The sequence below is a fragment of the Streptomyces sp. NPDC002104 genome, from assembly GCF_053593795.1.
Window position 1 is genome coordinate 1 of record NZ_JBSFDF010000080.1, and the last position, 23,214, is coordinate 23,214.

Sequence of the window (23,214 nt, forward strand, 5' to 3'; positions counted from 1 at the left end):
CGTGGTGGAGGTACCCCTCGAGCTGATGGCCGCGTGAGGTGCGGACCATGCCCAGGGCCGCCTCGGTGAGCTCGGCGCACTGCTCCGGGGTGGCCCGCAGCGCCGCGAGTCCGGCGGCGACCGGTTCGACGGCCGAGCGCAGCACGGTGAGGGAGCGCAACTGCCGTGGGCGGTCGGCGCCGGCGAGGCGCCAGCGGATGACGCGCGGATCGTAGACGTTCCACTCCTCGGTGGGGCGGACCGTGACGCCGACCCGGCGGCGGGACTCGACCAGTTGCATCGATTCCAGTACGCGGACCACTTCGCGGACCACGGTCCGCGAGGCACCGAAGCGCTCCGCGATCTCGTCGGTGCGCAGCACGCTGCCGGGTGGGTGTTCCCCGGCCGTGATCGCCAGGCCGATGGTGTCCAGCACATGGGAGTGGAGCCCTGGGCCGCCGGGCTCGCCCGGTCCGCCCGGTCCGCCCGGCCCTTCAGTGGTCATGGCGTAAGCGTACGGTGACCCTCAGATGGACAAAAGATGTGATGTTTTACCGAGCACCCCTTGAATAAGTACTACGTAATGAGCTTCAGTGGTGCCCAGGTCCCACGGGCCGATGTCAACGAGGACATGGACGACGAAAACGAGGTGCCCGATGACGCGCGTCATTGTGGTGATGGGCGTGGCCGGAACGGGAAAGACGACCGTCGGCCGGCTGCTCGCCGGCGCACTCGCCCTCCCCTATGCGGAGGGTGACGCCTTCCACCCGGCGGCCAACGTCGCCAAGATGGCCGCCGGCACCCCCCTGGACGACGCGGACCGCCGGCCCTGGCTCGACGCGATCGGCGAGTGGATGCGCAACCGGGCCGGCATCGGCGGCGGGGTCGTCTCCGCCTCCTCCCTCAAGCGGGCCTACCGGGACCGGCTCCGGGCCGTCGCACCGGACACCGTCTTCGTCCACCTCACGGGCGACCGGCCGCTGATCGAGGAGCGGATGGCCGCGCGCAAGGGGCACTTCATGCCCACCACGCTGCTGGATTCGCAGTTCGCCACGCTGGAGCCGCTCCAGCCGGACGAACTCGGCGTCCTCGTCGACGTGTCCGGGACTCCGGAGGAGATCACCGCACGGGCGCTGGCCGCCCTGCGCCGCCTCCCGGCGCCGGTCGCGTAGCCGGTCGGCCCGGCAGCGCCGGACCCCGCCGCGACGCCTGACCTCACCGCGCCCGGCCCCGACGCGCCTCGCCCCGGCCTGCCCGGCCCGGCTTCGCCCTGCCCCGCTCCGCCCCGCTCCGCCCCGTCCCGCCCCGTCCTGCCCGGAACGAGAACGAAGGAACCGTCACCGTGACCAGTCTCAGCGCCGAGACTCTGGCAGCGGCCGCCGCCGAGCCGATCACCTCGGCCGGCAACGCCCAGCTGGGGATAGCCGTCCTCGCGGGCATCGCCGTGATCGTCCTGCTCATCACCCGCCTCAAGCTGCACGCCTTCCTGGCGCTGACGGTCGGCTCGCTCGCCCTCGGAGTGTTCGCCGGCGCCCCGCCGGCCAAGACCGTCTCCAGCTTCACCGCCGGGCTCGGCGCCACCGTCGCGGGGGTCGGCGTACTCATCGCGCTCGGCGCCATCCTCGGGAAGCTGCTCGCCGATTCGGGCGGCGCGGACGAGATCGTGGACACCATCCTGGCGCGCGCCAAGGGCCGGGCCATGCCCTGGGCGATGGTGCTGATCGCCTCGGTGATCGGGCTCCCGCTCTTCTTCGAGGTCGGCATCGTGCTGCTGATCCCGGTGGTCCTGCTGGTGGCCAAGCGGGGCAACTACTCGCTCATGCGGATCGGCATCCCCGCGCTGGCCGGCCTGTCCGTGATGCACGGGCTGATCCCGCCGCACCCCGGCCCGCTGGTCGCCATCGACGCGCTCCACGCCAACCTGGGCCTCACCCTCGCGCTCGGCGTGCTCGTCGCCGTCCCGACCGTCGTCATCGCGGGTCCGGTGTTCTCCCGGTACGCGGCCCGCTGGGTGGACATCCCGGCGCCCGCGCACATGGTCCCGGAGCGTCCCTCGGCCGAGCTCGAGCACCGCCCGCGCTTCGGGGCGACGGTCTGCACCGTGCTGCTGCCGGTGGTCCTGATGCTGATGAAGGCCCTGGTCGACATCGTGGTCAACGACCCGGACAACGGCGTCCAGCGGGTCACCGACGTGGCGGGCTCCCCCCTGATCGCGCTCCTCGCGGCGGTGCTCGTGGGCATGTTCACCCTCGGCCGGGCGGCCGGCTTCACGAAGGCGCGGCTGTCCGTGACCGTGGAGAAGTCGCTGGCCCCGATCGCGGGCATCCTGCTGATCGTGGGCGCGGGCGGCGGTTTCAAGGCGACGCTGATCGATGTGGGCGTCGGCCGGATGATCATGGATCTGTCCGAGAACTGGGCGATACCGACCCTCCTGCTGGCCTGGCTCATCGCGGTGGCCATCCGCCTGGCGACCGGCTCGGCCACGGTCGCCACCATCTCCGCGTCCGGGCTGGTGGCCCCGCTCGCGGCGGGCATGCCGTCCACGGAGACCGCCCTGCTGGTCCTCGCCATCGGAGCGGGCTCCCTGTTCTTCAGCCACGTCAACGACGCCGGGTTCTGGCTGGTGAAGGAGTACTTCGGCATGACGGTCGGCCAGACCCTCAAGACCTGGTCGGTGATGGAGACCATCATCTCGGTGGTCGGCCTCGGCTTCGTCCTGCTGCTGTCGCTGGTCCTCTGACCTCCTCTGACCTCCCCTGACCTGCCGAGGCCGCCCGTGGCCTCCCGCCGGATCAGCCGGTCCGCCGGCGCCCGCCCCGCGTCCCCTCCCGGGGCCCGGGGCGGGCCAGTTGGGCCGCCGCCAGGTCGAAGCCGCCCGCCGCGGCGGCGCAGCGGGCCGCCAGGGACTCCACCTCGGCGCGGAAGGCGTCGCCTCCCGGGCCCTGCCAGTCCAGGTCTCCGGCGGCGCGGCGCAGCCGCTCGGCGTGCGAGCGCAGCGCGGCCGAGTGGGCGCGCAGGCCCTCGGCCGGGGCCGCCGGGGCCGGACACGTCTCGGCCCGGGGCGCGGGCCCGGTGGTGTCCGTCACCGGAAGCTCCCCGGAACGTGGACGTCGGGGTGGCCGGGCAGCCGTACGAGATGGCTTCCGGTGACCCGGCCCCCGAAGGCGGCGAGGGCCGCAGCCGGACCCGACTCGGGGCCGGAGCCCACCCAGGTGACCCGGTAGACGGTGGTGAACTCCCGGCTCGCTGCCAGCCGTCCGGCCGTCCGGGCACCCGGGCCGTGGCCGAGCAGGGCCAGTTGGGTCCCGGAGGGCACGAGGCGGCGTACGGTCGCGGCCACCTCCCGGACGTGCGCGGCCGGCTCCTCGTACGGGGCATCCGCGCGGCCCGGCTCAGAGGGGCCCGGCTCAGCGCGGCCCGGCTCAGTTGGCGGTCCCGCCAGTTGGAGCACCCACCGCTCGGCCCCGTCCGGGCCCGTGACCTGCTGGAGCAGGACCGCGCCCGGGGATCCGCCGATCCGGTCGGCATTGCCCCGGTACCCGGCCGGGGTGCCGGTGGTGTCCAGCTCGGCCAGGAGGCGGCTCCCCGGATCGGAACAGGCCGGGCCCCCGTCGAAGAAGGCCCGCAGGGCGGCGGCGATCCCGAGGAACGGCTCGGCGGCCACGGCCCTGCCGGTGGCGACCTGCCAGCCGGCGTGGTCGTTGAACGGGTTGTCGTCGGTCAGCGCGTGCCAGGCCAGGATGTCGGCGAAGGAGGGGTTCAGGAGCGCGAAGGCGGGTCCTTCGCCGCGCCGGCGCACGAGCTCGCGGAACGCCCGGACGGCGTCCGCCTGCCGGCCCTCCTCCACCGCGAGGAACACGGCGGCGGCGGCCGGGTCCGCCCACCGCGCCGGGTTACGGGCGCTCTCGGCCCGGATCCGGCCCCTGAGGCCGCACACCGCGAGGCTCACGGCCAGGCTCTCCCGGCCGGTGACCACCCCGGCGAGCCACCCGGCCCGCGCCACGCCCCGGCCGCGGGCGGCCCAGCCCAGTCCGCCCGGGTCGGCGAGGGCGCGCAGCAGGGTGCGCCAGCCCGCGCGGCGGCGGCTGCCGAAGCCCAGCGCGGTGACCGGCAGCCGGGAACCGAGGGCCAGCCGGGAGGCGTAGCGGGCGGCTTCGCCGACGGCGTCGGCCGCCTCGGCCAGTTCCCGGCACAGGGCGTCCAGTTGATCGGCGTCCGGGTCGGTGGGCGCTGAGGTCGCGGAGGTCCCGGGGGTCGCGGCGTCGGACATGGATTCCTCGTCGGGTCGGGTGTCGGGGGGGGGGAAGGTCGGGCAGGACGGGGCGGGTCGCGGCGGCCGGATGCCGTGGCGGCGCCGGGGTACGGGCCGAGTCGGTGGCCGGGGCGGCGGTGGGCTCAGCGGCGGGTCAGGCGCAGGCGGATGCCCTGCGGGTCCAGGGTCGCGGGGAGCGGGCCGAGGGGGTCGAGCACGGGCCGGACGGGCCAGACCCGGTGTCCGCGCAGCACCTCCGCGCAGAGCGCCGCGGTGACCAGCAGCCCCAGTTGTTCGCCGGGGCAGCGTCCGCCGGCATGACTGAACGGGGCCATCCGCACGTCCCGGTCCGCTGCGCGGTCGGCCCATCTGCCCGGTACGAAGACGTGCGCGGCGGGCACGTGTTCGGGGTCGCGCTGGTGGAACAGCACCGGCAGCACCACACAGGTCCCGGCGGGGTGGCGCACGCCCCGCCACTCGGTCTCGGCCCGGGTGATCCGTATCAGGTCGGGCACGGCCGGATAGAGCCGCAGCGATTCCCGGACGCAGGCCCGCAGCCGGGGCAGCGCGCCCTGGGCACTGCCCTGCGCCCAGCCGGCGGCCCTGGCCTCGGCGGCGACGGCGTCCTGTTCGGCCGGGTGCGCGCCGAGCAGCAGCAGGGTGCGCAGCACGATGCCGGGCACGAGGTCGAAGGCGGCCAGCCACTGGCGGACCTGGCCGGCCGGGTCCGTCACGCCGGAGGAGTGCGCGTGGCGGCGGGCCCGCCCGATGAGGGTGTGCGGCTCCGCGAGGTCGGCGTACGCGGCGATCCGCGCGCCGGCCCTGTCGGGGAAACGGCCGAGGCGGCGGCCGAGTTCCGCGTCCTCGGCCGCGGCGTCGCCGAGGACGATGCGCCGGGCCGCGCGGGCCACGGAATACCGGACGCGGGCGAGTTCGAGGGAGCCGCCCGCCGTCAGGCGCCGGGCCTCGTCGGTGAGGACCGAGAGGAACGCCCCGCACGAGGGGTGCACGGTCAGCCCCGCGGCGAGCACGGAGTCGTCGACCGCCCGCCGCCCGGCGCCGAGCCCTGCATGGGCGCAGCCGTCCGCGCCGGCGCCCGGCCGGCCGGTGGGGCCGACCGGTTCGGCGTAGAACTGCCCGATGTCCTGCGGATCGAGGATGAGCAGGACGGTGCCCGTCAGCCCCCGTACGAGCACGGGCGCCCCGCCGTGCCGGTCCCGCAGGGCCCGCAGGGTGGCGGCGGACCAGCGGGGCCGGCCCGGCCCCACGTGCCCGCGCGCCGCACGGGGCCGGGCGCCGACGAAGTCCCGTACCAGGGCGGGCAGGGTGTGGGCGGCGGCGAACCGGGCGCTCTCGCCGCGCCCCGCCCGCGCCGTCATACGGGGACCTCCGCGGCCGGGGCCGGTGGCGTGCGCGCATCGCGGGCGGTCTCGCGGGCGGTCTCGTGGGCCGTACGCATCCTGTACCTCCGCGCAGCCTCGCATCGACGGTCGGTGATCTCGCGCTCACCGTACGTCGACCGTCCCGGGTCCGCGCCCCGAGGGCCACGGGGGAGGTACGGGCGGCCTGCGGCCGGGACCGGCCCTCCCGGTCCGGAACCGTGAAGCGTCAATCGTGGACCCGGTCAGGCGGCGCCGGAGGCCGGATCGAGGTCGACGAGCAGCGCGGAGATGTCCGGACCGGCGGCGAGGTATGCCGTGAAGGCCTCGTTGCTCAGGGCCCGGGGGGAGCATCCGAGGCGGACGAGGTCGATGGCGGCCGCCGGTGCGGGGCCGCCGTCGACGAGGCACTGGGCGACGACCAGCCCGGAGCGGTGGGAGCCGCGATGGCAGCGGACCAGGATCCGCCGTCCGGAGTCGAGCGCGGCGCGGGCCGGCGCGGCGAGCCGCAGGGCGGTGTGCAGGTGCGCGCCCGTGAGCGGGGCGTCGGGCAGCTCGCCGACGAGGTGTTCCACGCGGGGGCCCGGGCCGTGGCCCGGGCGGGTGACGAGGCTGATGACGAGGTCGAACTCGGCTCCGCCGACGACCGGGCGCGGCTCCCCGGCCGGGTCGGTCCAGTAGTGGCCGCCCGTCCACAGGCCCGGGGTGATCTCGTCCCAGGGACTCCGCGGACCGGGGCCGTCACGGTCCTTCTCCCGGGTCTTCTTCATCGGACTCCGAGGACACAACGGCGTTGCGGTGGGGCGGGGTTCAGGCGAAGACGGCGTCGCGGAAGGCGGTGCGGAGCGGGGCCGACGGGGTGGTCGGCAGGAGGGCCGCCCAGCGCCGTCCGCGCGGGGAGATCCACAGGGCCGGGCCTTCGCCGTGGGACCAGGATCCGTGGGCGGACGGCTGCCAGAGGAGGCCCCGGGCGGGCAGGAGTTCGCCGGTGCGGATGCGCAGCGACTGCGCCGTCCAGGCCGGGCTGACGGGGCCGCCCGCCGGGGCGAGGAGGTGGCTCAGGAACCGCCCGAGGTCGGCGGCGGACGCGCACAGGGTGCCGTCGGCGGCGAAGCCCGTACGGGTCATGCCGAGCGGCCCCCAGATCCGCTCGGCGGCGAACCCCGCGAGGGGGCTGCCGCACAGCCGCTCGACGAGCCCGACGAGCGCGGGCGACGCCCCGGACCCGTGGGTGAGCAGCTGATGCGCGGTGGTTCCGGCGGGCAGGCCCTCGCCCGCGCCGTAGGCGGTGAGCGGGGTGTGCAGGGCCAGCTCCCCCGCGTCCACGAGCATCCCGACGACGGGCCAAACCGCCAGCACGCCCACCAGCCCCCCGGCGTCGGAGGCGATGCCACGCTCCCCGCCCCGAGACCCGACTCCGACCTGCCGCGGGGCACCGGACACACCCCCACCCCGCTCCCGGACCCGGGCCTCGACTCCAGCCCGCTCCCGGACGCCGGCCTCGGCTCCGGCCCGCTCCCGGACCCCTGCGTTGGCTCCGGCCCATACCGTGGCCGCCGAGTCGGCTCCGGCCCACTCCGGGACACCGGCCTCAGCTCCGGCCCGCTCCCGGACGCCTGCATTGGCTTCGGCCCCCGTGGCTCCGGAGTTGACTCCGGGCCATACCGTGGCCCCCGAGTCGGCCCGGGCCCACTCCGGGACACCGGGTTCAGCTCCCGCACCCTCCCGGACCCCGGCCTCAGCTCCGGCCCGCTCCCGGACGCTTGCGTTGGCTCCCGCCCCCGTGGCCCCGGAGTTGCCTCGGGGCCATACCGTGGCCCCCGAGTCGGCCCCGGCCCACTCCGGGACACCGGGTTCAGCACCGGCACTCTCCCGGGCTCGGGATGCGAGTCGGGCCCACTCCCCAGCCCCGGGCTCGGCTCCGGCCCGCCCCGGAGCCCCGGATCCGAATCCGGCTCCCGCCCGCCCCGGAGCCCCGGATCCGAATCCGGCTCCCGCCCGCTCCCTGAGTTCGGGCCCGGCCTCGACCACCGCGTCCGGGCCGTCCACGCCACCGACGGCCCAGCCGGCCTCGGGGTCCGCGGCGCGTAGGAGTGCCGCGATGCGGTCGACGCCGCCGGCCGGAGCCTGCTGCGTGCCCGGCTCGCGCTGCTCGGCCTGCCCGGTCTGGTCGCTCTGGAGCGTCATGGTCAGCCACGGTACGGGCGCCCCGGCACCCGCCCCGCGCGTCGCGCGGCCGGGCTGCGGCGGGCCACCCGAATGCCCCCGCGGACCGCCGCGCGGCATCCCGGGGCGCGGGCCCTCTGCTGTCGCCCGGTGCCGGTGGGCGGTAGCCAAGAGCGGGGTGGGACCCCGGCCCCCGTAGGCACCCGCCGGGGCCCGGCCCAACGGCCCTACCAACCGGCCCCACCGGACCAGAGCCGGGAGCAGGGTGGCACTCCTGGCCCACGTAGGCGCCACGGGGGGCCCGGCCGTACGCCCGGCCGTACGCCCGCCCCGGCGACCCGCACCCCGGCCCAGGCCGCCGCGCTCTGCGACCACCCAGCGCCGCCGGACCGAAGCCCGCTCTGCGACCGCCCGGTCCCGCCGGACCGAAGCCGGGAGCAGCGTGGGGCCCCTGGCCCCCTATGCACCACCGGGGCCCGGCCCCATACGCCCGGCCGTACACCGACCCCGGCTGCCCAGGCCGCCGCGCTCCGCGACCGCCCAATGCCGCCGGACCGAAGCCGGGAGCCGGGTGAGGCCCTCGGCCCCCCTAGACACCACCGGGGCCCGGCCCCATACGCCCGGCCGTACACCGGCCCCGGCCGCCCAGGCCGCCGCGCTCCGCGACCGGCCAATGCCGCCGGACCGAAGCCGGGAGCATCGTGGGGCACCTGGCCCCCTAGGCACCACCGGGGCCGGGGCCCCGTACTTCCGGCCGTACGCCAGCCCCGGCCGTACGCCGGCCCCGGCCGCCCGGGCCGCCGCGGCCTGGCCACCGCCCGGTCCCGCCGGACCGTAGCCGGGAGGCGGGCGGGGCCCCTGGCCCCCGTGGGCACCCCCGGCGGCCCGGCCGGCAACCCGGGCCCCGGGTCAGGCCGCGCCGCCGGCCCCGTCCGCCCCGTCCGCCGGAGGCTCCGCGCGGATGCCCGTCACCACCACCGTGATCAGGCAGAACGCGATGAGGATCTCCGCCCAGAGGAAGGCGAGGTAGTCGAGCAGGCAGCCGATCGGGGGTGTCCCCGGGGCGGTGTTGCGGAAGGCCGCCAGGGCGAAGAGGGTGGCGGCCATCCAGCCGAGGGCGGGCCAGGTGAGTCCCTTGCGGCGGGTGACGAGGTACCACCCGCCGATCAGGACGGACACGGCGAGCGCCCACATCGCGATCATCATGAACACCGCGAACACGAGCACGCTGTTGGAGCGGGCCAGCCCGATGTCGAGGACCGCGGTGCCGTCGGCCGCCGTCGAGGCCTCCACCGTGGACGCGAAGAGCACGTCGTTGTTGGAGAACAGGACCCGCACCGGAACCTTCTCGTGGCCCATGACGGCCGCGAACTCCACGTCCGCCCCGTAGGCGTCGAACGGGTAGTCCGTGATGGACCCGCCCGTCATGGCCACCGGCACGTCCAGGGTGGAGATCCGCTGGTGGGCCTTGAAGGTGAGGTCGCCGCGGGTGGCCGTCGAGGTCTGGAGGGTGAGGTCCTCCGCGGGTGCGATCCCGCCGGCCTCGGCCAGCGCCCCGCGGGGCGTGACCAGGACCCGCAGCAGCAGCTCGCGCCCGGCCGCGTCGACGCGCTGGATCGTCGCCTCGACGTCCACCCGGTCCGCGGCGGCCCGCCCCGCGGTGTGGACGGTGTCCTGGGCCTGGCGCTCGCCGAACTGCAGCCAGGACCCCACGCCGACCGCCGCCACGATGACCAGCAGGAGCAGACCGGGCAGCAGCGGCAGCCGCCGCCCGGACGAACGGCGTCGCACAGCGCTCACGCGGCGGGCTTGCCGGGCTGGTCGTGGGTCGAGCAGTGGATGCCGCCGCCGCCCGAGGCGATCGTGTCGATGGCGACGGGAACGACGTCCCGCTTGGGGAAGTGCTCCTGCAGGATGCCGCGGGCCCGGTCATCCGCCTGGCGGTCCCCGAACTTCGGCATGAAGACGGAGTCGTTGGCCACGTAGAAGTTGGCGTAGGTCGACACGAAGTCGTCGCCCTCGCCCGTGATCCGGTCCAGATCGGGCTGGGGCAGGTCGATGATCTCGAACCTCCGGCCGCGGGCGTCGGTGGCCTTGGACAGGACCGCCTTGGCCTGGTCGGCGGAGCGGGACCAGGAGTCCTTGGGGGTGTTCGGGTGCGCGCGGTCCAGCAGCACGACACCGGGGGCGGTGAACCGTACGAGGCTGTCCACGTGGGCGTCGGTGATGTCCTCGCCGCGCACGCCGGCCAGCCAGACCACCTTCTCCACGCCCAGGGTCTTCTTGAGCTCGGCCTCGATCTGGTCGCGGCTCTTGCCGCGGTTGCGGTTGTCGTTGACGATCGAGCTCTCGGTGACCAGCAGGGTGCCCTCGCCGTCGGTCTCGAAGGAGCCGCCCTCGGCCACCAGCGGGGCCTTGAGCCGGGGGATCCCGTACTTCTGGAGCAGCAGGCGCCCGACCTGGGCGTCGTTCTTGTGCTCCTGCTTGTTGCCCCAGCCGCTGAAGTTGAAGTCGACGCCGACGAGCTTGTTCCCCTCCTCGACGAAGACGGGGACGGTGTCGCGGGCCCACAGGTCGTCCACGGCCAGCGGGATCACCTCGACGTCGGAGCCGCAGGCCTTCTGCGCCGCGGCCACCTGCTCGGGCCGGGCCATCATGACGACCTCCTCGTATCCGCCGACGGCCCGGGCGATCCGCGCGATGTCCTCGCGGACGTAGCGCAGGTCCTCCATCCAGACCGCGTCCAGGGCGGGCCAGGCCATGAAGGTGCGGGTGTGGCTCTCCCACTCGGCACCGAACCTGCGCGCGGCCCCGGCCGGGGAGGGCTGGGCGGTACCGGGGGCGGCGTTGGAGCGCGGGGCGCTCTGCGAAGGGCTGCAGGCGGCGGCCCCGAAGGCGAGGGCACCGAGCCCGGCGAAGGTACGGAGGGCGGTCCGGCGCGTGGGGGGCAGGTGGGACACGGGAGGGCTCCGATCAAGGGCTGGCAGGACGTCTGCATCCGGCCAGGGCGGGCGCGGGAGGCACGGCACGGGCCGACCGTCCCGGGCCCCTGAGTCAAGGGTGCGCCCTCCGTCCGCGAAGGGCCGTGACGCGGGACGAGCGGTACCGGCACGTGTCGCCCACTCTGGCACTGACTGAAAATTCAGTCAATTCATGGCACGATGCGCGCAGGCCCCTGCCGCATCGCGGCGCGTCTCCTCTCGCCTCGCCTCGTTGAAAGAGCCACCGCATGTCCGAACAGCACACCGGCGCACAGCCGGCCCGTACGGCACTGTCCGCAGACGATCCCCAGGAGATCGGCGGCTACCGCCTGCACGCCCGGCTCGGTTCCGGCGGCATGGGCGTGGTCTACCTGGCCCATACGCCCGGCGGCCGCCCCATCGCGCTGAAGGCCGTCCGCAGGGAACTCGCCTCCGATCCCGAGTTCCGCCGGCGGTTCGCCCAGGAAGTGGCCAGCGCCCGCCGGATCCACGGCCTGTTCACGGCCCAGGTGATCGACTCCGGGGTCGAGGACCCCACCCCGTGGCTCGCCACCGCGTACGTGTCCGGCCCCTCGCTCCACGAGGTCGTACGGCGGCACGGGCCGCTGCCGGCGCGCACCGTCCTGCTGCTCCTCGCGGGCATAGCCGAGGCGCTCCAGGCCATCCACGGGGCGGGTGTCGTCCACCGCGATCTCAAGCCGGCCAACGTGCTGCTCGCCGGGGACGGACCCCGGGTGATCGACTTCGGCATCGCCCGCGCGGCCGACGCCGCCGCGCTCACCGGGACGGGGCTGCGGATCGGCACGGCGGCCTTCATGGCGCCGGAGCAGGCGCTCGGCCATCCGGCGACGCCCGCGACCGACGTCTTCGCGCTCGGCACGCTGGCCGCGTACGTCGCCTGCGGGATCGCGCCCTTCGGGAACGGGCCGGAGTCCAGCGCCCTCTACCGGGTGGTCCACGAGCATCCCGACCTCACCGGGGTGCCGCACGAGCTGTACGGGCTCGTCTCGTGGTGCCTCGCGAAGCAGCCCGGGGACCGTCCGCAGCCGGCCGAGGTGATCGCCTCCGTACGGGCGCACCCACTGGTGTGCGGGCATCCGGAGTTCACCGACGGCTGGCTGCCCCGGCCGGTCCGGGAGGAGCTCGGCGGCGGTGTCGGTGGCGGTAGTGGCGGCGTGGCCGGTGGCACGGGCGCGGGCGCTGTCGGGGACGCGGGCTCGGTCGGGGGCGACGCCGCGTGGCCCGCCCCGGCGCCGTTCCAGGCCACCAGGACGGCCACGGCGCACCCGGGTCCGGCGGGTGTCGCCCCGCACTCCCCCGGGACCGCCTTCCCCGGACCGCGTACGGATTCCGGAGCCCGGCCCGACGGACAGGCCCTGGCACCCGCGTCCGCATCCGTGCCCGCACCCGCGTCCGCATCCGCGGCCCCACCGGTCCACGCTCCGATGTCCGGCCCCGTCCCCGGCCCCGGCCCGGGTCCGGCCCACGGCAGGCCCGCCCGGGGGCGGCGGCTTCCGCTGCTGCCGATCCTCGTGGTGGCCGGCACCCTGCTCGCCGCCGGAGCGGTGTACTACCTGGACGACCCCGCGGGCGAAACCCCCGGCCCCGCGCCCCGCGCCACGGCCTCCGCGTCCGCTTCCCCGTCCGGCTCCCCGTCCGGATCCGCGTCCGCCACACCCCCGCCCGGCTCCGCCCCGCCCGACCCGGCTGCCGCGTACCGGCCCGGTTACGCGAAGGCCGAGCTCACCGCCCCCGACTCCGGATACGAATTCGACCTGAAGGCCGGGAAGGTGGCGCCCGCGGAGACGGCCGCCTGGTACCTGGCGCGCGACGGACAGGCCCTGGTCCCCTCCGAGGACTCGGACTCCTTCGTGTCCGGCACCGGCGAGCTGACGGTGGCCGCCTGCCTCCGGGGCATCGAGACCCGCCCGGCCGCCGGACTGCCCCTCACCGCCCTCGCGAAGGCCCGCCCGTTCTGCGTGCGGAGCCCGGACCGGAGCGAGGTCGCGATCGTCAGACTGGTCGAGGCCCCGGACGACGAGTCCGTCACGATCCTGGTGGACCAGTACCGCCGCGGCTGACGCCCCGTCCGGCGCCGAAACCCGGATGACGCCGGCCCCGGCCTTCGGCAGGATCGCCCCATGACCCTGCTGCTCCCGCCCCGTGTCACCGCGTCCGCCGCCCGGATCCGGGACGCGGCGCACGCGCGCGGGCTGGCCACCGCACAACTGGCCGGCTTCACCGTGCCCGAGGGGCTGCGGGCCCGGCATGTGCACGCCGGGCCGCGGTTCGCCGATGCCGTGACCCCCGGGCTCGGCATCGGTCTGCTGGAGGCACCGTGCGACTGGCTGGCGCGGCTGCCCCGGGAGTTCACCGGGCGGGAGGTCCGGCTGATGCCGATCCGCGAGGCGTACGGGCTGCGCAGGCCCGTCTTCGTCAAGTCGCCCAACGACAAGGAGATCCCGGCCCTCGTCTACGCCGACGGTTCCCGCCTGCCGGGACCCGACGCGGTGGATCCGGGGACGGAGGTGCTGGTCAGCGACGTGGTCCGGTTCACGGCGGAGTACCGGGTGTTCCTGCTCGACGGGGCCGTGCACACGGCGAGCCGCTATGCCGAGGACGGCCGCCTCAGCCTGGGCCCGGCCTCGGCCGACGCCCTCGCCTTCGCGTCCGGACTGCCCTTCGCGACCCTTCCGTCCGCGATCGTCGTCGACGTGGGCCTCGCCGGCGGCCGGTGGTCGGCGATCGAGGCCAACGCCGCGTGGGCCAGCGGTACGTACGTCTGCGACCCGGCGCGCGCCCTGGACGTGGTGCTGCGCGCCGCGGCCCCGCTCGCCTCCTTCGCCGACCGCGACCGGGTGTTCCTGCGCTGACCACGGGGCCGGACCGCGGACCGGACGGCCGGACGGCCGGACGGCCGGACGGCCGGACGGCCGGACGGCCGGACGGCGAAGGGCGAAGGGCGGGGCCCCCGGAGGAGCCCCGCCCCGTTGCGCCGGTGCCGCGGTCAGACCTTGTCGGGACGGTCCGTCACGCGCAGGGAGTTCAGCAGGGGTTTGCCGAATCCGCTGTGGGTGACGAAGCGGATGTTCAGGGTGCCGTCCGTGACCGTGACCGTGTAGGTGCGGGTCAGGGCCGTGTACGTGCCCGCCTCCAGGGCGATGTCCAGGGAGGGCAGTACCTGTGCGCCCTCCGCCAGGACGTCGAAGACGCGCTTGTCCGGCTTTGTGGAGGAGAGCTCCGCGAAGCCCAGTTCCACGGTGTAGGTGCCGTTGGGCACGGAGTCGAAGCGGTATTCGTACATGCCCTCACGGGCGTTGCGGAACAGCTTCTGGTCCTGCGTGCCCGCGATCGTGCGGCTGGTGGACTCGGACGAGGAGCTGCCCTGGTAGCCGTACGAGCCGGTCGTGTACTTGCGGTCCGGGGACCAGCCGTCGCCCAGCGAGTCCGTGCTCGCGCCCGTGGCGCCGGCGTCCAGGGCGACCTGGTAGCGCGGGACGACGAGCTTGACGGGGACGGTGAGCACCGGGGTCCGGCCGCTGGCCGAGGTGATCCTCAGATCGGCCGTGAGGACGGTGCCCGGGGCCAGGCCCGTGGTGTCCACGGACAGGGCGAGCGGGGCCTTCCCGCCCGTGGGCAGGTCCCCGGCGCCCGGGGTCACCGTCAGCCAGGCCGCCTCCTCGGCCGCCGTGAAGGCCGTACCGAGACCGGGGTTGGTGAGGTCGAGGGTCCGCGTCCGCTTCTGGCCGGGCGGCAGGACGATCTCCACCGCCGGCTTCGACGGGGTCACCTTGCCGGTGCGCAGGGACCGGGTCACCTGGGTGACGTCGGCCGCCTTGACGTCCACGGTGGCCGCGACCGGCTCGTACTGGGCTGCGGTCAGGGCGAGTTCGCGCGCTCCCGACGGGCTCTGGACCACGTAGCCGCCGTCGGCCGCCGTGGTGGCGGAGACCGCGGTGGGGCCCGTGCCGACGGTGACGGTGGCTCCGGCGATCCCGTTGCCGTCGTTCGCGTCGAGCACTCGTCCGGCCACCACGCCGCTCTTGGTGGTGCGGAAGGAGACGGACAGGCCGTCCGTGATCACGGGCGTGTTGAAGGAGTACTTGTAGGCGTCGGTGCCGGTCGCGTTCTCGACGCCGACCGTGGCGGTGGAGCCGCCCTTGATGCCGGTGCCGCCGGTGCCCTTGTAGCTGTAGCGGACGGTGCCGTCCTCGCCGATCGCCGCCGAGAAGGAGAAGGTGTCGGACTGCGCCGACCAGTGCGAGACGGCACGCCACTCGATGACGTAACTGCGGTGCGGCGCGGTGCCGGTGACCGCCGTGAAGACTCCGGATCCGCTGCCGTCGGCGCCGACGACCAGGTCGTCCCAGAACGGGTACAGCGCCGCGTTGGGCGTGGCCGTGCTCGGGATGTCCCCGTTGATGTCACCGGTGTTGTTGCCGCCGAGGCTGACGGTGCCGTTGGTCCCGATCCAGGCCTGCCCATAGGTCTTGCCGTAGAGCGGGAGCGGGAAGGGCAGGTCGACGCGCTCGGTGGTGTTGTCGCCGGTCAGCGCGAGGCGCCGGTCGCCCGGCTGGTAGGGGGCGGTGTTCGAGGTGGCGCAGGCGTAGCCGTAGGTGTCGGTGCGTTCGGGGAGCGTCACCGCGACGGTGGTGTCGCCGGTGAGGGTGACCCGGGCCGTGCCGCCGGTGAGGCAGCGCGAGGAGTGGGTGGCGTTCACGTCGTACGTGCCGTGGGGCAGGGTGACCTCGAAGCGGCCCTGGGCGTCGGTGGTCGCGGTGACGGGGGTGTCCGCGATGCTCACGGCGGCGCCGGCGACCGGGCCCGCGGCCGAGGAGACGGTGCCGGTGAGCTTGCCGGAGTCGGCCTGGACGAGGTCGAGGTCGCCCGTCGCGGTGGCGTTCTCGGTCACCGCCACGGTCGCGCCCTGCTGCCCGTAGCCGAACTTCGAGGCGGTCAGCGCGTAGTCGCCCACGGACAGGGAGGTGAAGGCGTAGGTGCCGTCGGCCGCGGTGGTCGTCGTACGGTCGATCGGGCCGTCGGCGACGATCTTCACGCCGGCGACGGGCTGTCCGCCGGAGCGCACGGTGCCGGCGAGGGCGCCGATCGCGCCGCGCGGGGCGGCGGTGACGGCGGCGAGGACGTCGAGCTTGCCCTCGCCGAAGACGTTGTTGTCGGCGGCGGTGCCGCCGCACTGGCTGCTGTCGGTGTCCAGCGCGGTGCCGTCCAGCAGGGCCGTGGTCTGCGCGATGTCACCTTCGAGGGCGGGCGCGGCGGACCAGAGCAGGGCGACGGCCGCGGCGGTGTGCGGGGAGGCCATGGAGGTGCCCGAGAAGGAGGCGTAGCCGCCGGGGACGGAGGAGCGCACGTTCACGCCGGGGGCCGCGATGTTCGGCTTGATGATTCCGCCGGGGCCCGCGCCGCGCGAGGAGAACGAGGCGATCGCGCCGTTGATGTCGAAGGCGCCGGAGCTGTAGGAGCTGGCGTAGTCGCCGGGCGAGCCGCTGGTGGTGCAGCCCGGGCCCGCGTTGCCGTTGGAGAAGGCCGGGAAGATGCCGGCCGCGATCCAGGTGTCGACGATCTGCTGGTACCAGGTGTCGCCGCCCGTGCCGCCCCAGGAGTTGTTGACGACGTGGGGGGCCAGGTCGGGGCGCGGGTTCTGGCCGTTCAGGTCGGTCGGCGCGACGATCCACTGGCCGGCGGCGAGCAGCGAGGACTCGGAGCAGGAGGTGGTCTCGCAGCCCTTGGCGGCGATCCACTTCGCGCCGGGGGCGACGCCGATCTTGTTGGCGCCGCCGTCGTCGCCGACCATCGTGCCCATGGTGTGGGTGCCGTGGTCGTTGTTGTCGCAGGGGGCCGCGGTGGGGCAGACGCCCGCCGGGTCGAACCAGCTGTAATTGTGGTCGTAGGTGCCGTCGGCGTTCTTGCCGCGGTACTGGTGGGCGACGGCCGGGTGCGTGTAGTCGACGCCGCTGTCGATGTTGGCGACGACGATGCCCTCGCCGCGCACGCCGAGCTGGTCCCAGACCTGGGGCGCCTTGATCCGGTCGATGTTCCATTCGACGGCGTCGGCCGAGGCCTTCTCCCGCTTGCCCTCCCCGGGCTTGGGCAGGTCGACCTTGTCGTCGGCGTCGATCCGGGCGACCTCGGGCCGCTGGGCGAGCGCCCCGGCGAGCTTCTCGGTGCCGACGACGCGGACCGCGTTCACGATCCAGTACGAGGTGTACTCGGCCTTCGCGCCGTCGAGGGCTTTGATCACCTCGGTCTGGCTGCGCGCGGCGTGGTCCTTCTTCAGCCGCAGAACCGTTTCTGCTTTCGCCGTGCGGGTCTTCTGCCGGGCCGCGGAGGTGAGGTCGGCGGCGCTGTCGAGGTAGACCCAGAAGACGGCCTTCCCCGAACCGTCGAGCTGGGCGCGCAGGCTCGGTTCGATCTTGCGCTCGGCCGCGCCCGGGGTGGGCCCGGGGTCGGGCGCGGCGGCGGCCACTCCCGCGCCCAGGGGCAGCAGCAGGGCCGCGGTGAGGGCGGCGAGCCCTGTGCGCAGCGGTCGTAATCGTGAGCCGGAGGCTCGTCGGGTGTCGCTTCGTGCCACGTGTGGTCTCCTCGTACGCCGTGTGCAGGTCGTGCGGAAAGGGTGTGCGTGACGTGCGCGGGCCATGGTGCGGGAGATGTCATGACCCGTACAAGGGTGCCTATTGAGCCGTACCGGGGCCGGCCGGGTGGCCGTTCCGGGCCGGGCGGTCCAGCCTGGGGGAATGACCGCCCCCGTCCCGCCGCCCTCGCCCGGGGTACGGCTCGGTACCGCACAGGGCCGGTGGATCGTGCTGACCACCGTGCTCGGGTCCGCCATGGCGCTGCTCGACTCGACCGTGGTCAATGTGGCCCTCCCCGCCATCGGCCGGGACCTCGGCGCCGACCTGGCGGTGCTCCAGTGGACGGTCAACGCCTACCTGCTGACCCTCGCGGGCCTGATCCTGGTCGGCGGGGCGCTCGGGGACCGGTTCGGGCGGCGCCGGATCTTCGTGCTCGGGGTGGTGTGGTTCGCGGCCGGCTCGCTGCTGTGCGGGATCGCGCCGAACGCCGGGGTGCTCATCGCCGCCCGCGCCCTGCAGGGCATCGGCGGGGCGCTGCTGACGCCCGGTTCCCTCGCGCTGATCCAGGGGTCCGTCCATCCCGACGACCGGGCCCGGGCGGTGGGCCTGTGGTCGGGGTTCGGCGGGGTGGGCGCCGCCGTGGGGCCGTTCCTGGGCGGCTGGCTGGTCGACGGGCCCGGCTGGCGCTGGGTGTTCCTGCTGAACGTGCCGGTGGCCGCGCTCTGCGTCCCGGTCGCGCTGCGGCACGTACCGGAATCGCGGGATCCGGCGGCGCACGGGCGGTTCGACGTGGCCGGGGCGGTCCTCGGCGCGGCCTCCCTCGCCCTGCTGACCTACGCGCTCATCGAGGCCCGGTCGGGCACCGCGCTCGTGGCGGGCGCCGCCGTGGGCGGCGTGCTGCTGGCCGGGGCGTTCGTGGTGGTCGAGCGGCGCCGCGCCGATCCGATGGTGCCGCCGGACATCTTCTCCTCGCGCCAGTTCACCGCCGTCAACCTGGTCACCCTGTGCGTGTACGCGGCCTTCGGCGGCTTCTTCTTCCTCGTCGTGCTCCAGCTCCAGGTGGTGTCCGGCTACTCCGCCCTGGGCGCCGGGGCCGCCCTGCTGCCCACCACGGCCCTGATGCTGCTGCTGTCGGCCCGCTCCGCGCAGCTCGGTGAGCGGATCGGCCCGCGGATCCCGCTGACCGCGGGACCGCTGCTGTGCGCGGCGGGGATGCTGCTGATGCTCCGGGTGGGCCGCGAGGCCTCGTACGTACGGGACGTGCTGCCGGCGCTGCTCGTGATGGGCCTGGGCATGGCGGCCCTGGTGGCCCCGCTGACGGCGACCGTCCTGTCCTCGGTGGACCCCGGGCGAGCGGGTCTGGCCAGCGGCATCAACAACGCGGCGGCCCGCGCCGCCGGGCTCCTCGCGGTGGCCGCGCTGCCGCTGCTGGCCGGGATGGGGCCGGAGGCGTACCTCTCGGCCGGCGCCTTCGACGCGGCCTTCGGGCGGGCGATGTTCTGGTGCGCGGGGGTGCTGGTGGCCGGGGCCGCCCTGGCCTGGGCGACCGTACGCTCCCCCGCGCCCGGGGGCTGTCACCCGCAGTGCCGTACCAACTGCGCGGTGACCGCTCCGCCGCTCGAACCCCCGGGAGCGGCGAAGCGGTGACCCCGTCGGGGATCGCCGGACGAACCCCTACCAGGGGCCGGGCGCCGGCGGGGCGACGACCGGCGGGCGGTCGTCGCAGGTGATGGTGTTGGGGAGTTCCCAGCCGGCCAGCCAGGGCCCCGTCGTACCGCCGCCGTCGTTGCCGCCGCGGTCGACGAGGGTGAACTCCGAGCCGGTGGCGGGGAAGTTGAAGGAGCCGCAGTTGTTGACGCCGACGGCGCCCACGTTGCGGGCGTCGACGTTCTCGAAGGTCGCCGAGCCGGCCGCCCGGGCGCTGACCACGGAGGTGCCGGTGCCGTCGACCCGGACGTCCTTGAAGTGGACGTTCTCGATGCGGACCTTGTCCTTCACCGGCCAGTCGCTGACCAGCATGACCGCGTTGTAGGTGCTGTCCAGGAAGGAGTTGCCGGTGACCTGGATGTCGGCCTGGTCGATGCTGCGGTCCAGGGCGTAGAACCAGATCGCGCCGAGCCCGATGTTCCAGTTCAGCTCGTACGTGCCGGAGCGCACGGTGGTGTTGCCGTCGATCCGCAGGCTGCCGGTGAAGGGTTCGGCTCCGAAGCGGGAGCCGACGTGCAGGGCGCTGCCCTCGCGGACCGGGTCGGCCACGAGGTTGGCGCTGACGGTGGTGTCGGCGCCGCCGTAGATCGCGATGCCGTTGGCCAGGGTGGGGCTCTGCACGGTGTTGTGGTCGAAGGTGTTGCGGGCGTTCGTGGTCTTCTCCGCCCACATCGCGAGGCCGTCGTCGCCCGTGTTGCGGACGAAGTTGTCCTGGACGAGGGAGTCGGTGACTCCGGTGTGGAAGTTCAGGCCGTCGGCGATCTGGTCGGTGATGACGTTGCGGGTGACCTTCACGTTGCTCATCGGGCCGTCGAACCAGAGCCCGACCTTGGTGTGGTGGATGTAGAGGGAGTCGACGGTGGAGTCGCTCATCGCCCCGCCGACCCCGTTGACCTGGTCGGTGTCCACGCGTTCGCGGACGTCGCCCTCGATGGCGAAGCGGGACAGGTGGACGTTCCGGCTGCCGCCGTCCGCGGCCTCCTTGCCGTAGAAGCCGACGCCCTTGCCCTTGACGGTGGTGTACCAGCTGCCGGCGCCGGTGACGGTGACCCCGTCCACGATGATGTGGCGGTTGACCTGGTAGGTGCCCGGCGGCAGGTAGACCGGGAGCCGGTGGCGCTTGGCGAAGGCGATGGCCCGGTCGATGGCGTCGGCGGAGTCACGCCGGCCCGTCGGGTCGGCGCCGAAGAGGAGCGCGTTGGCCGCGGCGACCTCCACCTGCGGAGCGCCGGCCAGCTGGGAGTCGAGCAGGTCGATCACCGTCCAGGCGGCGGGGCTGCCGGCCGGGACGGTGAGGCGGATCTTGTCGCCCGCCCGGTAGGTGCGGCCCAGGAGCAGCCGCTGCTCGTCGTACATGTGGGTGGGCCGGAACGGCTTGGCGATGACCGGGGCCGGGGTGGTGGCCGCCGGGACGCAGCCGCACTCGGTGATCCACCAGTCGGGGTGCAGGAGGCCGGCCTGCGGGTCGTTGCTGAAGGGGTACTGGTTGTAGAGCCAGGAGTACTGCGAGGTCAGCGTCATCGAGCGGCGGTTCTTGCCGTTGACGGTGACGTCGAGGGGCGCGGTGATGCCGCCGCCGGCCGGGGCGTCGGGGAGGCTGTAGCGGACGGTCACGGCGTCGGCCGCCGCGGGCAGGGTGAACTCCACGTACTGGCCCGGTGCGAGCTTGACCGCCTTGCGGCCGGAGGCCTCGGCGGGCAGGGAGTACGCGGTGCGGTCGGGACCGATGAGCGTGCCGGAGGTGGCGGCGTTCTCCGCCTCCTGCTCGGCGAAGTCCACCCGGGCGCCGCGGCCCTCGGCCAGTGCGGGATCGAGGGCGGCGCGGGTGACGGCCGTGGGCGGCGCGGGGTCCGGGCTCGCGGGCCGGGCCTGGGCCGCGCCCGCGCCCAGGGCGCCGAGGCCGAGGGCGGACGCGGTGAGCGCCGCCAGGACGGCGGCGGCCCGGGCGGGGACGGCTGTGGTGCTTGCTGCGCCGGCGGCGGCTCGGCTCGCGGCTCGGCGTGCGGCTCTTCTTGGGGGCATGGCCGGGACAGTAGAACCCTGCACACAAACACAGCAAGAGTCGTGCAGGAATCTTCTCTCTGTTGTCGAGTTTTTCCATTGATCCGTGGTGTGGCAGACACCCGGACCTCGGCCTACCGTGGGATCGGGAGGGCCCCATGTGCTGGAGCGCGACGGCCGATCTGACGGCGGGTACGGTCATCACCGCCGTCGGGATCGCCTGCCTGGCCCGCACCCGGCGCGCCCGGGACCTGCCCGTCGCCGCGCTCCCACTGATCCTGGGCGCGCATCAGCTGATCGAAGCCGCCGTCTGGCGATCCGGCGGCGGCTGCGGTCCGGCCACCACGGCCTGGGCGGTGATCGCCCTCCCGCTGCTGCCCGTGTGGGTGCCGCTCGGGGTGCTGCTCGCCGCTGCGCCCGAGCTCAGGCCCCGGCTGCTCGGACCCGCCGCCGCCGGAGTCGCCACCGGCGCGTACCTCGCGTACTGCCTGGCGACCCGCCCCGTGAGCGCCGAAGTCCGCGGCCACACCCTCGGGTACGGCGTGAACGTTCCGTGGATGCCGCTGACCCTGGCGGGCTATCTGTTCGCCACGCTCGGCGCGCTGCTCCTCTCGGGGGACCGCCGGCTGCGCCTGCTCGGCCTCCTGATGGCGGCCGGCGCCCTGGTCTGCGCCGCGCTGTGGAGGCTGGAGTTCGCATCCACCTGGTGCGCCTTCGCGGCGGCCGCCTCGACGCTGATCCTGGTCTGGACCGGCGGCCGCGCGCGTTCCCCTTCTGTACGCGAGGACGCCGTCCGGGGTGCGCCGCACCTGTAACACCGGCCCGGACGCCGAACAGGAGCGCCAGCCGAAGGTAAAAAGATTCGGCCGCCGATCACCCGCCCACCTTGCGGTTTGTCGCTTTTCGGCCGTGGAGCCCGTGCGACGCCGCCACGGCCGAGTGGCTGGGTGCGCCGGGGGAGCCGGCGACACGCCGTGGTGCGACGTCCCGTAACGCGTTCGACTTCTGACGTGGTGGATTCGACCGGTCACGGCTCCCCCGCAAGATCTTCCACCGGGGCCCTCCCGTCACTCCGGGATCACCGCCGGGCCACAGCGGGTGCTCGTTCCCAGCGTCCGATGGGACCTTCGGCGCCCCTCCGCGGACCGGGAATCGAGGCCGTCCGCGAGCGCCGCCGAGGAAATACGCCGTGACGTATCTAGTGACTTCGCAAGCACTCGGCAGTAGAACTCGTTCTCATTCCGCCTAGAGTGAGGAAGCTCACATGAGCGACAAAGGCCTGCACAAAACGAACCAGAACGGCGTTTCCCGTCGAGGATTTCTCGGTAGAACGGGTTCCATCCTGGGTGCAATGGCCCTCTCCGGTCAGATCGCCCCGTCCATGGCCCAGGCCGCCACGTCCGGCGCGGCCGCCGCCGGCCCGATCGACAACGGAGCGCACGTACCGGCCCTCGTGATCGGTACCGGATACGGCGGTTCCGTCGCCGCCCTGCGGCTCGCCCAGGCCGGGGTCGACGTCCACATGATCGAAATGGGCATGGCCTGGGACACCCCCGGCTCGGACGGCAAGATCTTCTGCAACACGACCAAGCCGGACTACCGCGCCTACTGGCTCCGGACCAAGACCAAGGCGCCGCTGAGCAACTTCCTGGGCTTCCCCATCGACTCGGCCGTGCCGCGCTACACCGGCATCCTGGATGCCGAGGAGATGGGCGGGATCATCGTCTACCAGGGCCGCGGCGTGGGCGGCGGCTCCCTGGTCAACGGCGGCATGGCGGTCACCCCGAAGCGCGAGAACTTCGGCGCCGTCCTGCCGACCGTGAACGCGGACGAGATGTACAACACCTACTACCCGCGCGCCAACGCGGGCCTCGGTGTCGGTCTGATCGACCCGGCCTGGTTCGACACGGTCGACTGCTACCAGTTCGCCCGCGTCGGCCGCAAGCACGCCCAGCGCGCCGGGTTCCCCTTCGTCTTCGTCCCGGACGTGTACGACTGGGACTACATGAAGCAGGAGGCGGCCGGGACCGTCCCGAAGTCCGCCGTCGACGGTGAGATCCTCTACGGCAACAACGCGGGCAAGAAGTCCCTCCAGAAGACCTACATCGCCCAGGCCAAGGCCACCGGCAAGGTCACCATCTCGCCCCTGCACAAGGTGA

The 23,214-nt window shown here is 74.5% G+C and carries 17 protein-coding genes; 7 read left to right on the forward strand and 10 right to left on the reverse strand.

Annotated elements, in window-relative coordinates; all coding sequences use genetic code 11:
* Positions 1-484 (reverse strand): FadR/GntR family transcriptional regulator (locus tag ACWCP2_RS36190; protein WP_450912780.1); only part of this gene is annotated, 484 nt, incomplete at its 3' end.
* Between the two features lie 151 nt (positions 485-635).
* On the opposite strand from ACWCP2_RS36190, the gene ACWCP2_RS36195 reads away from it, so the two are divergent.
* Both ACWCP2_RS36195 and ACWCP2_RS36200 read left to right on the forward strand, forming a co-directional pair.
* The gene (locus tag ACWCP2_RS36195) at positions 636-1,151 is read left to right on the forward strand and encodes a gluconokinase (protein WP_450912781.1); all 516 of its coding nucleotides are present in this window, start codon (positions 636-638) and stop codon (positions 1,149-1,151) included.
* Positions 1,152-1,321: 170 nt separating this feature from the next.
* Positions 1,322-2,719: a GntT/GntP/DsdX family permease gene (locus ACWCP2_RS36200; RefSeq protein ID WP_450912782.1), complete on the forward strand. Its 1,398-nt coding sequence runs from the start codon at positions 1,322-1,324 to the stop codon at positions 2,717-2,719.
* A 52-nt stretch (positions 2,720-2,771) separates the two neighbouring features.
* On the opposite strand, the gene ACWCP2_RS36205 is transcribed toward ACWCP2_RS36200, so the two are convergent.
* From ACWCP2_RS36205 to ACWCP2_RS36235, 7 genes are all read right to left on the reverse strand, one after another.
* Entirely contained in the window at positions 2,772-3,065 is a 294-nt protein-coding gene (locus ACWCP2_RS36205; RefSeq protein WP_450912783.1) for a hypothetical protein, read from the reverse strand.
* On the reverse strand, positions 3,062-4,249 hold the full coding sequence (locus ACWCP2_RS36210; RefSeq protein WP_450912784.1) for a hypothetical protein: 1,188 nt from the start codon (positions 4,247-4,249) through the stop codon (positions 3,062-3,064). Before ACWCP2_RS36210 ends, ACWCP2_RS36205 begins: the two co-directional genes overlap by 4 nt.
* Positions 4,250-4,374: 125 nt before the next feature.
* Entirely contained in the window at positions 4,375-5,610 is a 1,236-nt protein-coding gene (locus ACWCP2_RS36215; protein ID WP_450912785.1) for a cytochrome P450, read from the reverse strand.
* Between the two features lie 245 nt (positions 5,611-5,855).
* Positions 5,856-6,380 carry a protein phosphatase gene (locus tag ACWCP2_RS36220; RefSeq protein WP_450912786.1) on the reverse strand — a complete coding sequence of 175 codons (525 nt, stop codon included), beginning with the start codon at positions 6,378-6,380 and terminating at the stop codon, positions 5,856-5,858.
* 40 nt (positions 6,381-6,420) lie between these two features.
* Positions 6,421-7,797 carry a hypothetical protein gene (locus ACWCP2_RS36225; RefSeq protein ID WP_450912787.1) on the reverse strand — a complete coding sequence of 459 codons (1,377 nt, stop codon included), beginning with the start codon at positions 7,795-7,797 and terminating at the stop codon, positions 6,421-6,423.
* 888 nt (positions 7,798-8,685) lie between these two features.
* On the reverse strand, positions 8,686-9,576 hold the full coding sequence (locus tag ACWCP2_RS36230; protein WP_450912788.1) for a DUF4436 family protein: 891 nt from the start codon (positions 9,574-9,576) through the stop codon (positions 8,686-8,688).
* Positions 9,573-10,736, reverse strand: a complete 1,164-nt coding sequence (locus tag ACWCP2_RS36235) for an agmatine deiminase family protein (RefSeq protein ID WP_450912789.1) — start codon at positions 10,734-10,736, stop codon at positions 9,573-9,575. The genes ACWCP2_RS36230 and ACWCP2_RS36235 overlap by 4 nt, the downstream gene beginning before the upstream one ends.
* Positions 10,737-11,005: 269 nt before the next feature.
* Between ACWCP2_RS36235 and ACWCP2_RS36240 the strand changes: the two genes are divergently transcribed.
* Both ACWCP2_RS36240 and ACWCP2_RS36245 read left to right on the forward strand, forming a co-directional pair.
* Positions 11,006-12,838, forward strand: coding sequence for a serine/threonine-protein kinase (locus ACWCP2_RS36240; protein ID WP_450912790.1), 1,833 nt, complete (start codon positions 11,006-11,008; stop codon positions 12,836-12,838).
* A 60-nt stretch (positions 12,839-12,898) separates the two neighbouring features.
* Positions 12,899-13,630 carry an ATP-grasp domain-containing protein gene (locus tag ACWCP2_RS36245; RefSeq protein WP_450912791.1) on the forward strand — a complete coding sequence of 244 codons (732 nt, stop codon included), beginning with the start codon at positions 12,899-12,901 and terminating at the stop codon, positions 13,628-13,630.
* Between the two features lie 134 nt (positions 13,631-13,764).
* On the opposite strand, the gene ACWCP2_RS36250 is transcribed toward ACWCP2_RS36245, so the two are convergent.
* The gene (locus ACWCP2_RS36250; protein WP_450912792.1) at positions 13,765-17,241 is read right to left on the reverse strand and encodes a S8 family serine peptidase; all 3,477 of its coding nucleotides are present in this window, start codon (positions 17,239-17,241) and stop codon (positions 13,765-13,767) included.
* Between the two features lie 268 nt (positions 17,242-17,509).
* Here ACWCP2_RS36250 and ACWCP2_RS36255 point away from each other — a divergent pair, with 268 nt between their 5' ends.
* On the forward strand, positions 17,510-18,994 hold the full coding sequence (locus ACWCP2_RS36255; protein WP_450912793.1) for an MFS transporter: 1,485 nt from the start codon (positions 17,510-17,512) through the stop codon (positions 18,992-18,994).
* Between the two features lie 27 nt (positions 18,995-19,021).
* On the opposite strand, the gene ACWCP2_RS36260 is transcribed toward ACWCP2_RS36255, so the two are convergent.
* Positions 19,022-21,076 (reverse strand): glycosyl hydrolase family 28-related protein, encoded by a 2,055-nt coding sequence (locus ACWCP2_RS36260; protein WP_450912794.1) that lies wholly within the window; start codon positions 21,074-21,076, stop codon positions 19,022-19,024.
* 137 nt (positions 21,077-21,213) lie between these two features.
* Here ACWCP2_RS36260 and ACWCP2_RS36265 point away from each other — a divergent pair, with 137 nt between their 5' ends.
* Entirely contained in the window at positions 21,214-21,870 is a 657-nt protein-coding gene (locus ACWCP2_RS36265) for a DUF6629 family protein (RefSeq protein ID WP_450912795.1), read from the forward strand.
* A 449-nt stretch (positions 21,871-22,319) separates the two neighbouring features.
* On the forward strand, positions 22,320-23,214 hold an 895-nt coding region (locus ACWCP2_RS36270), incomplete at its 3' end, for an NAD(P)-binding protein (RefSeq protein ID WP_450912796.1).

Excerpts from the sequence above, each read along its gene's own strand:
- ACWCP2_RS36245 (WP_450912791.1), top strand. The coding sequence starts at position 12,899 with ATGACCCTGCTGCTCCCGCCCCGTGTCACCGCGTCCGCCGCCCGGATC.
- ACWCP2_RS36215 (WP_450912785.1), bottom strand. The coding sequence starts at position 5,610 with ATGACGGCGCGGGCGGGGCGCGGCGAGAGCGCCCGGTTCGCCGCCGCC.
- ACWCP2_RS36255 (WP_450912793.1), top strand. The coding sequence starts at position 17,510 with ATGACCGCCCCCGTCCCGCCGCCCTCGCCCGGGGTACGGCTCGGTACC.
- ACWCP2_RS36195 (WP_450912781.1), top strand. The coding sequence starts at position 636 with ATGACGCGCGTCATTGTGGTGATGGGCGTGGCCGGAACGGGAAAGACG.
- ACWCP2_RS36260 (WP_450912794.1), bottom strand. The coding sequence starts at position 21,076 with ATGCCCCCAAGAAGAGCCGCACGCCGAGCCGCGAGCCGAGCCGCCGCC.
- ACWCP2_RS36240 (WP_450912790.1), top strand. The coding sequence starts at position 11,006 with ATGTCCGAACAGCACACCGGCGCACAGCCGGCCCGTACGGCACTGTCC.
- ACWCP2_RS36225 (WP_450912787.1), bottom strand. The coding sequence starts at position 7,797 with ATGACGCTCCAGAGCGACCAGACCGGGCAGGCCGAGCAGCGCGAGCCG.
- ACWCP2_RS36265 (WP_450912795.1), top strand. The coding sequence starts at position 21,214 with ATGTGCTGGAGCGCGACGGCCGATCTGACGGCGGGTACGGTCATCACC.
- ACWCP2_RS36220 (WP_450912786.1), bottom strand. The coding sequence starts at position 6,380 with ATGAAGAAGACCCGGGAGAAGGACCGTGACGGCCCCGGTCCGCGGAGT.
- ACWCP2_RS36210 (WP_450912784.1), bottom strand. The coding sequence starts at position 4,249 with ATGTCCGACGCCGCGACCCCCGGGACCTCCGCGACCTCAGCGCCCACC.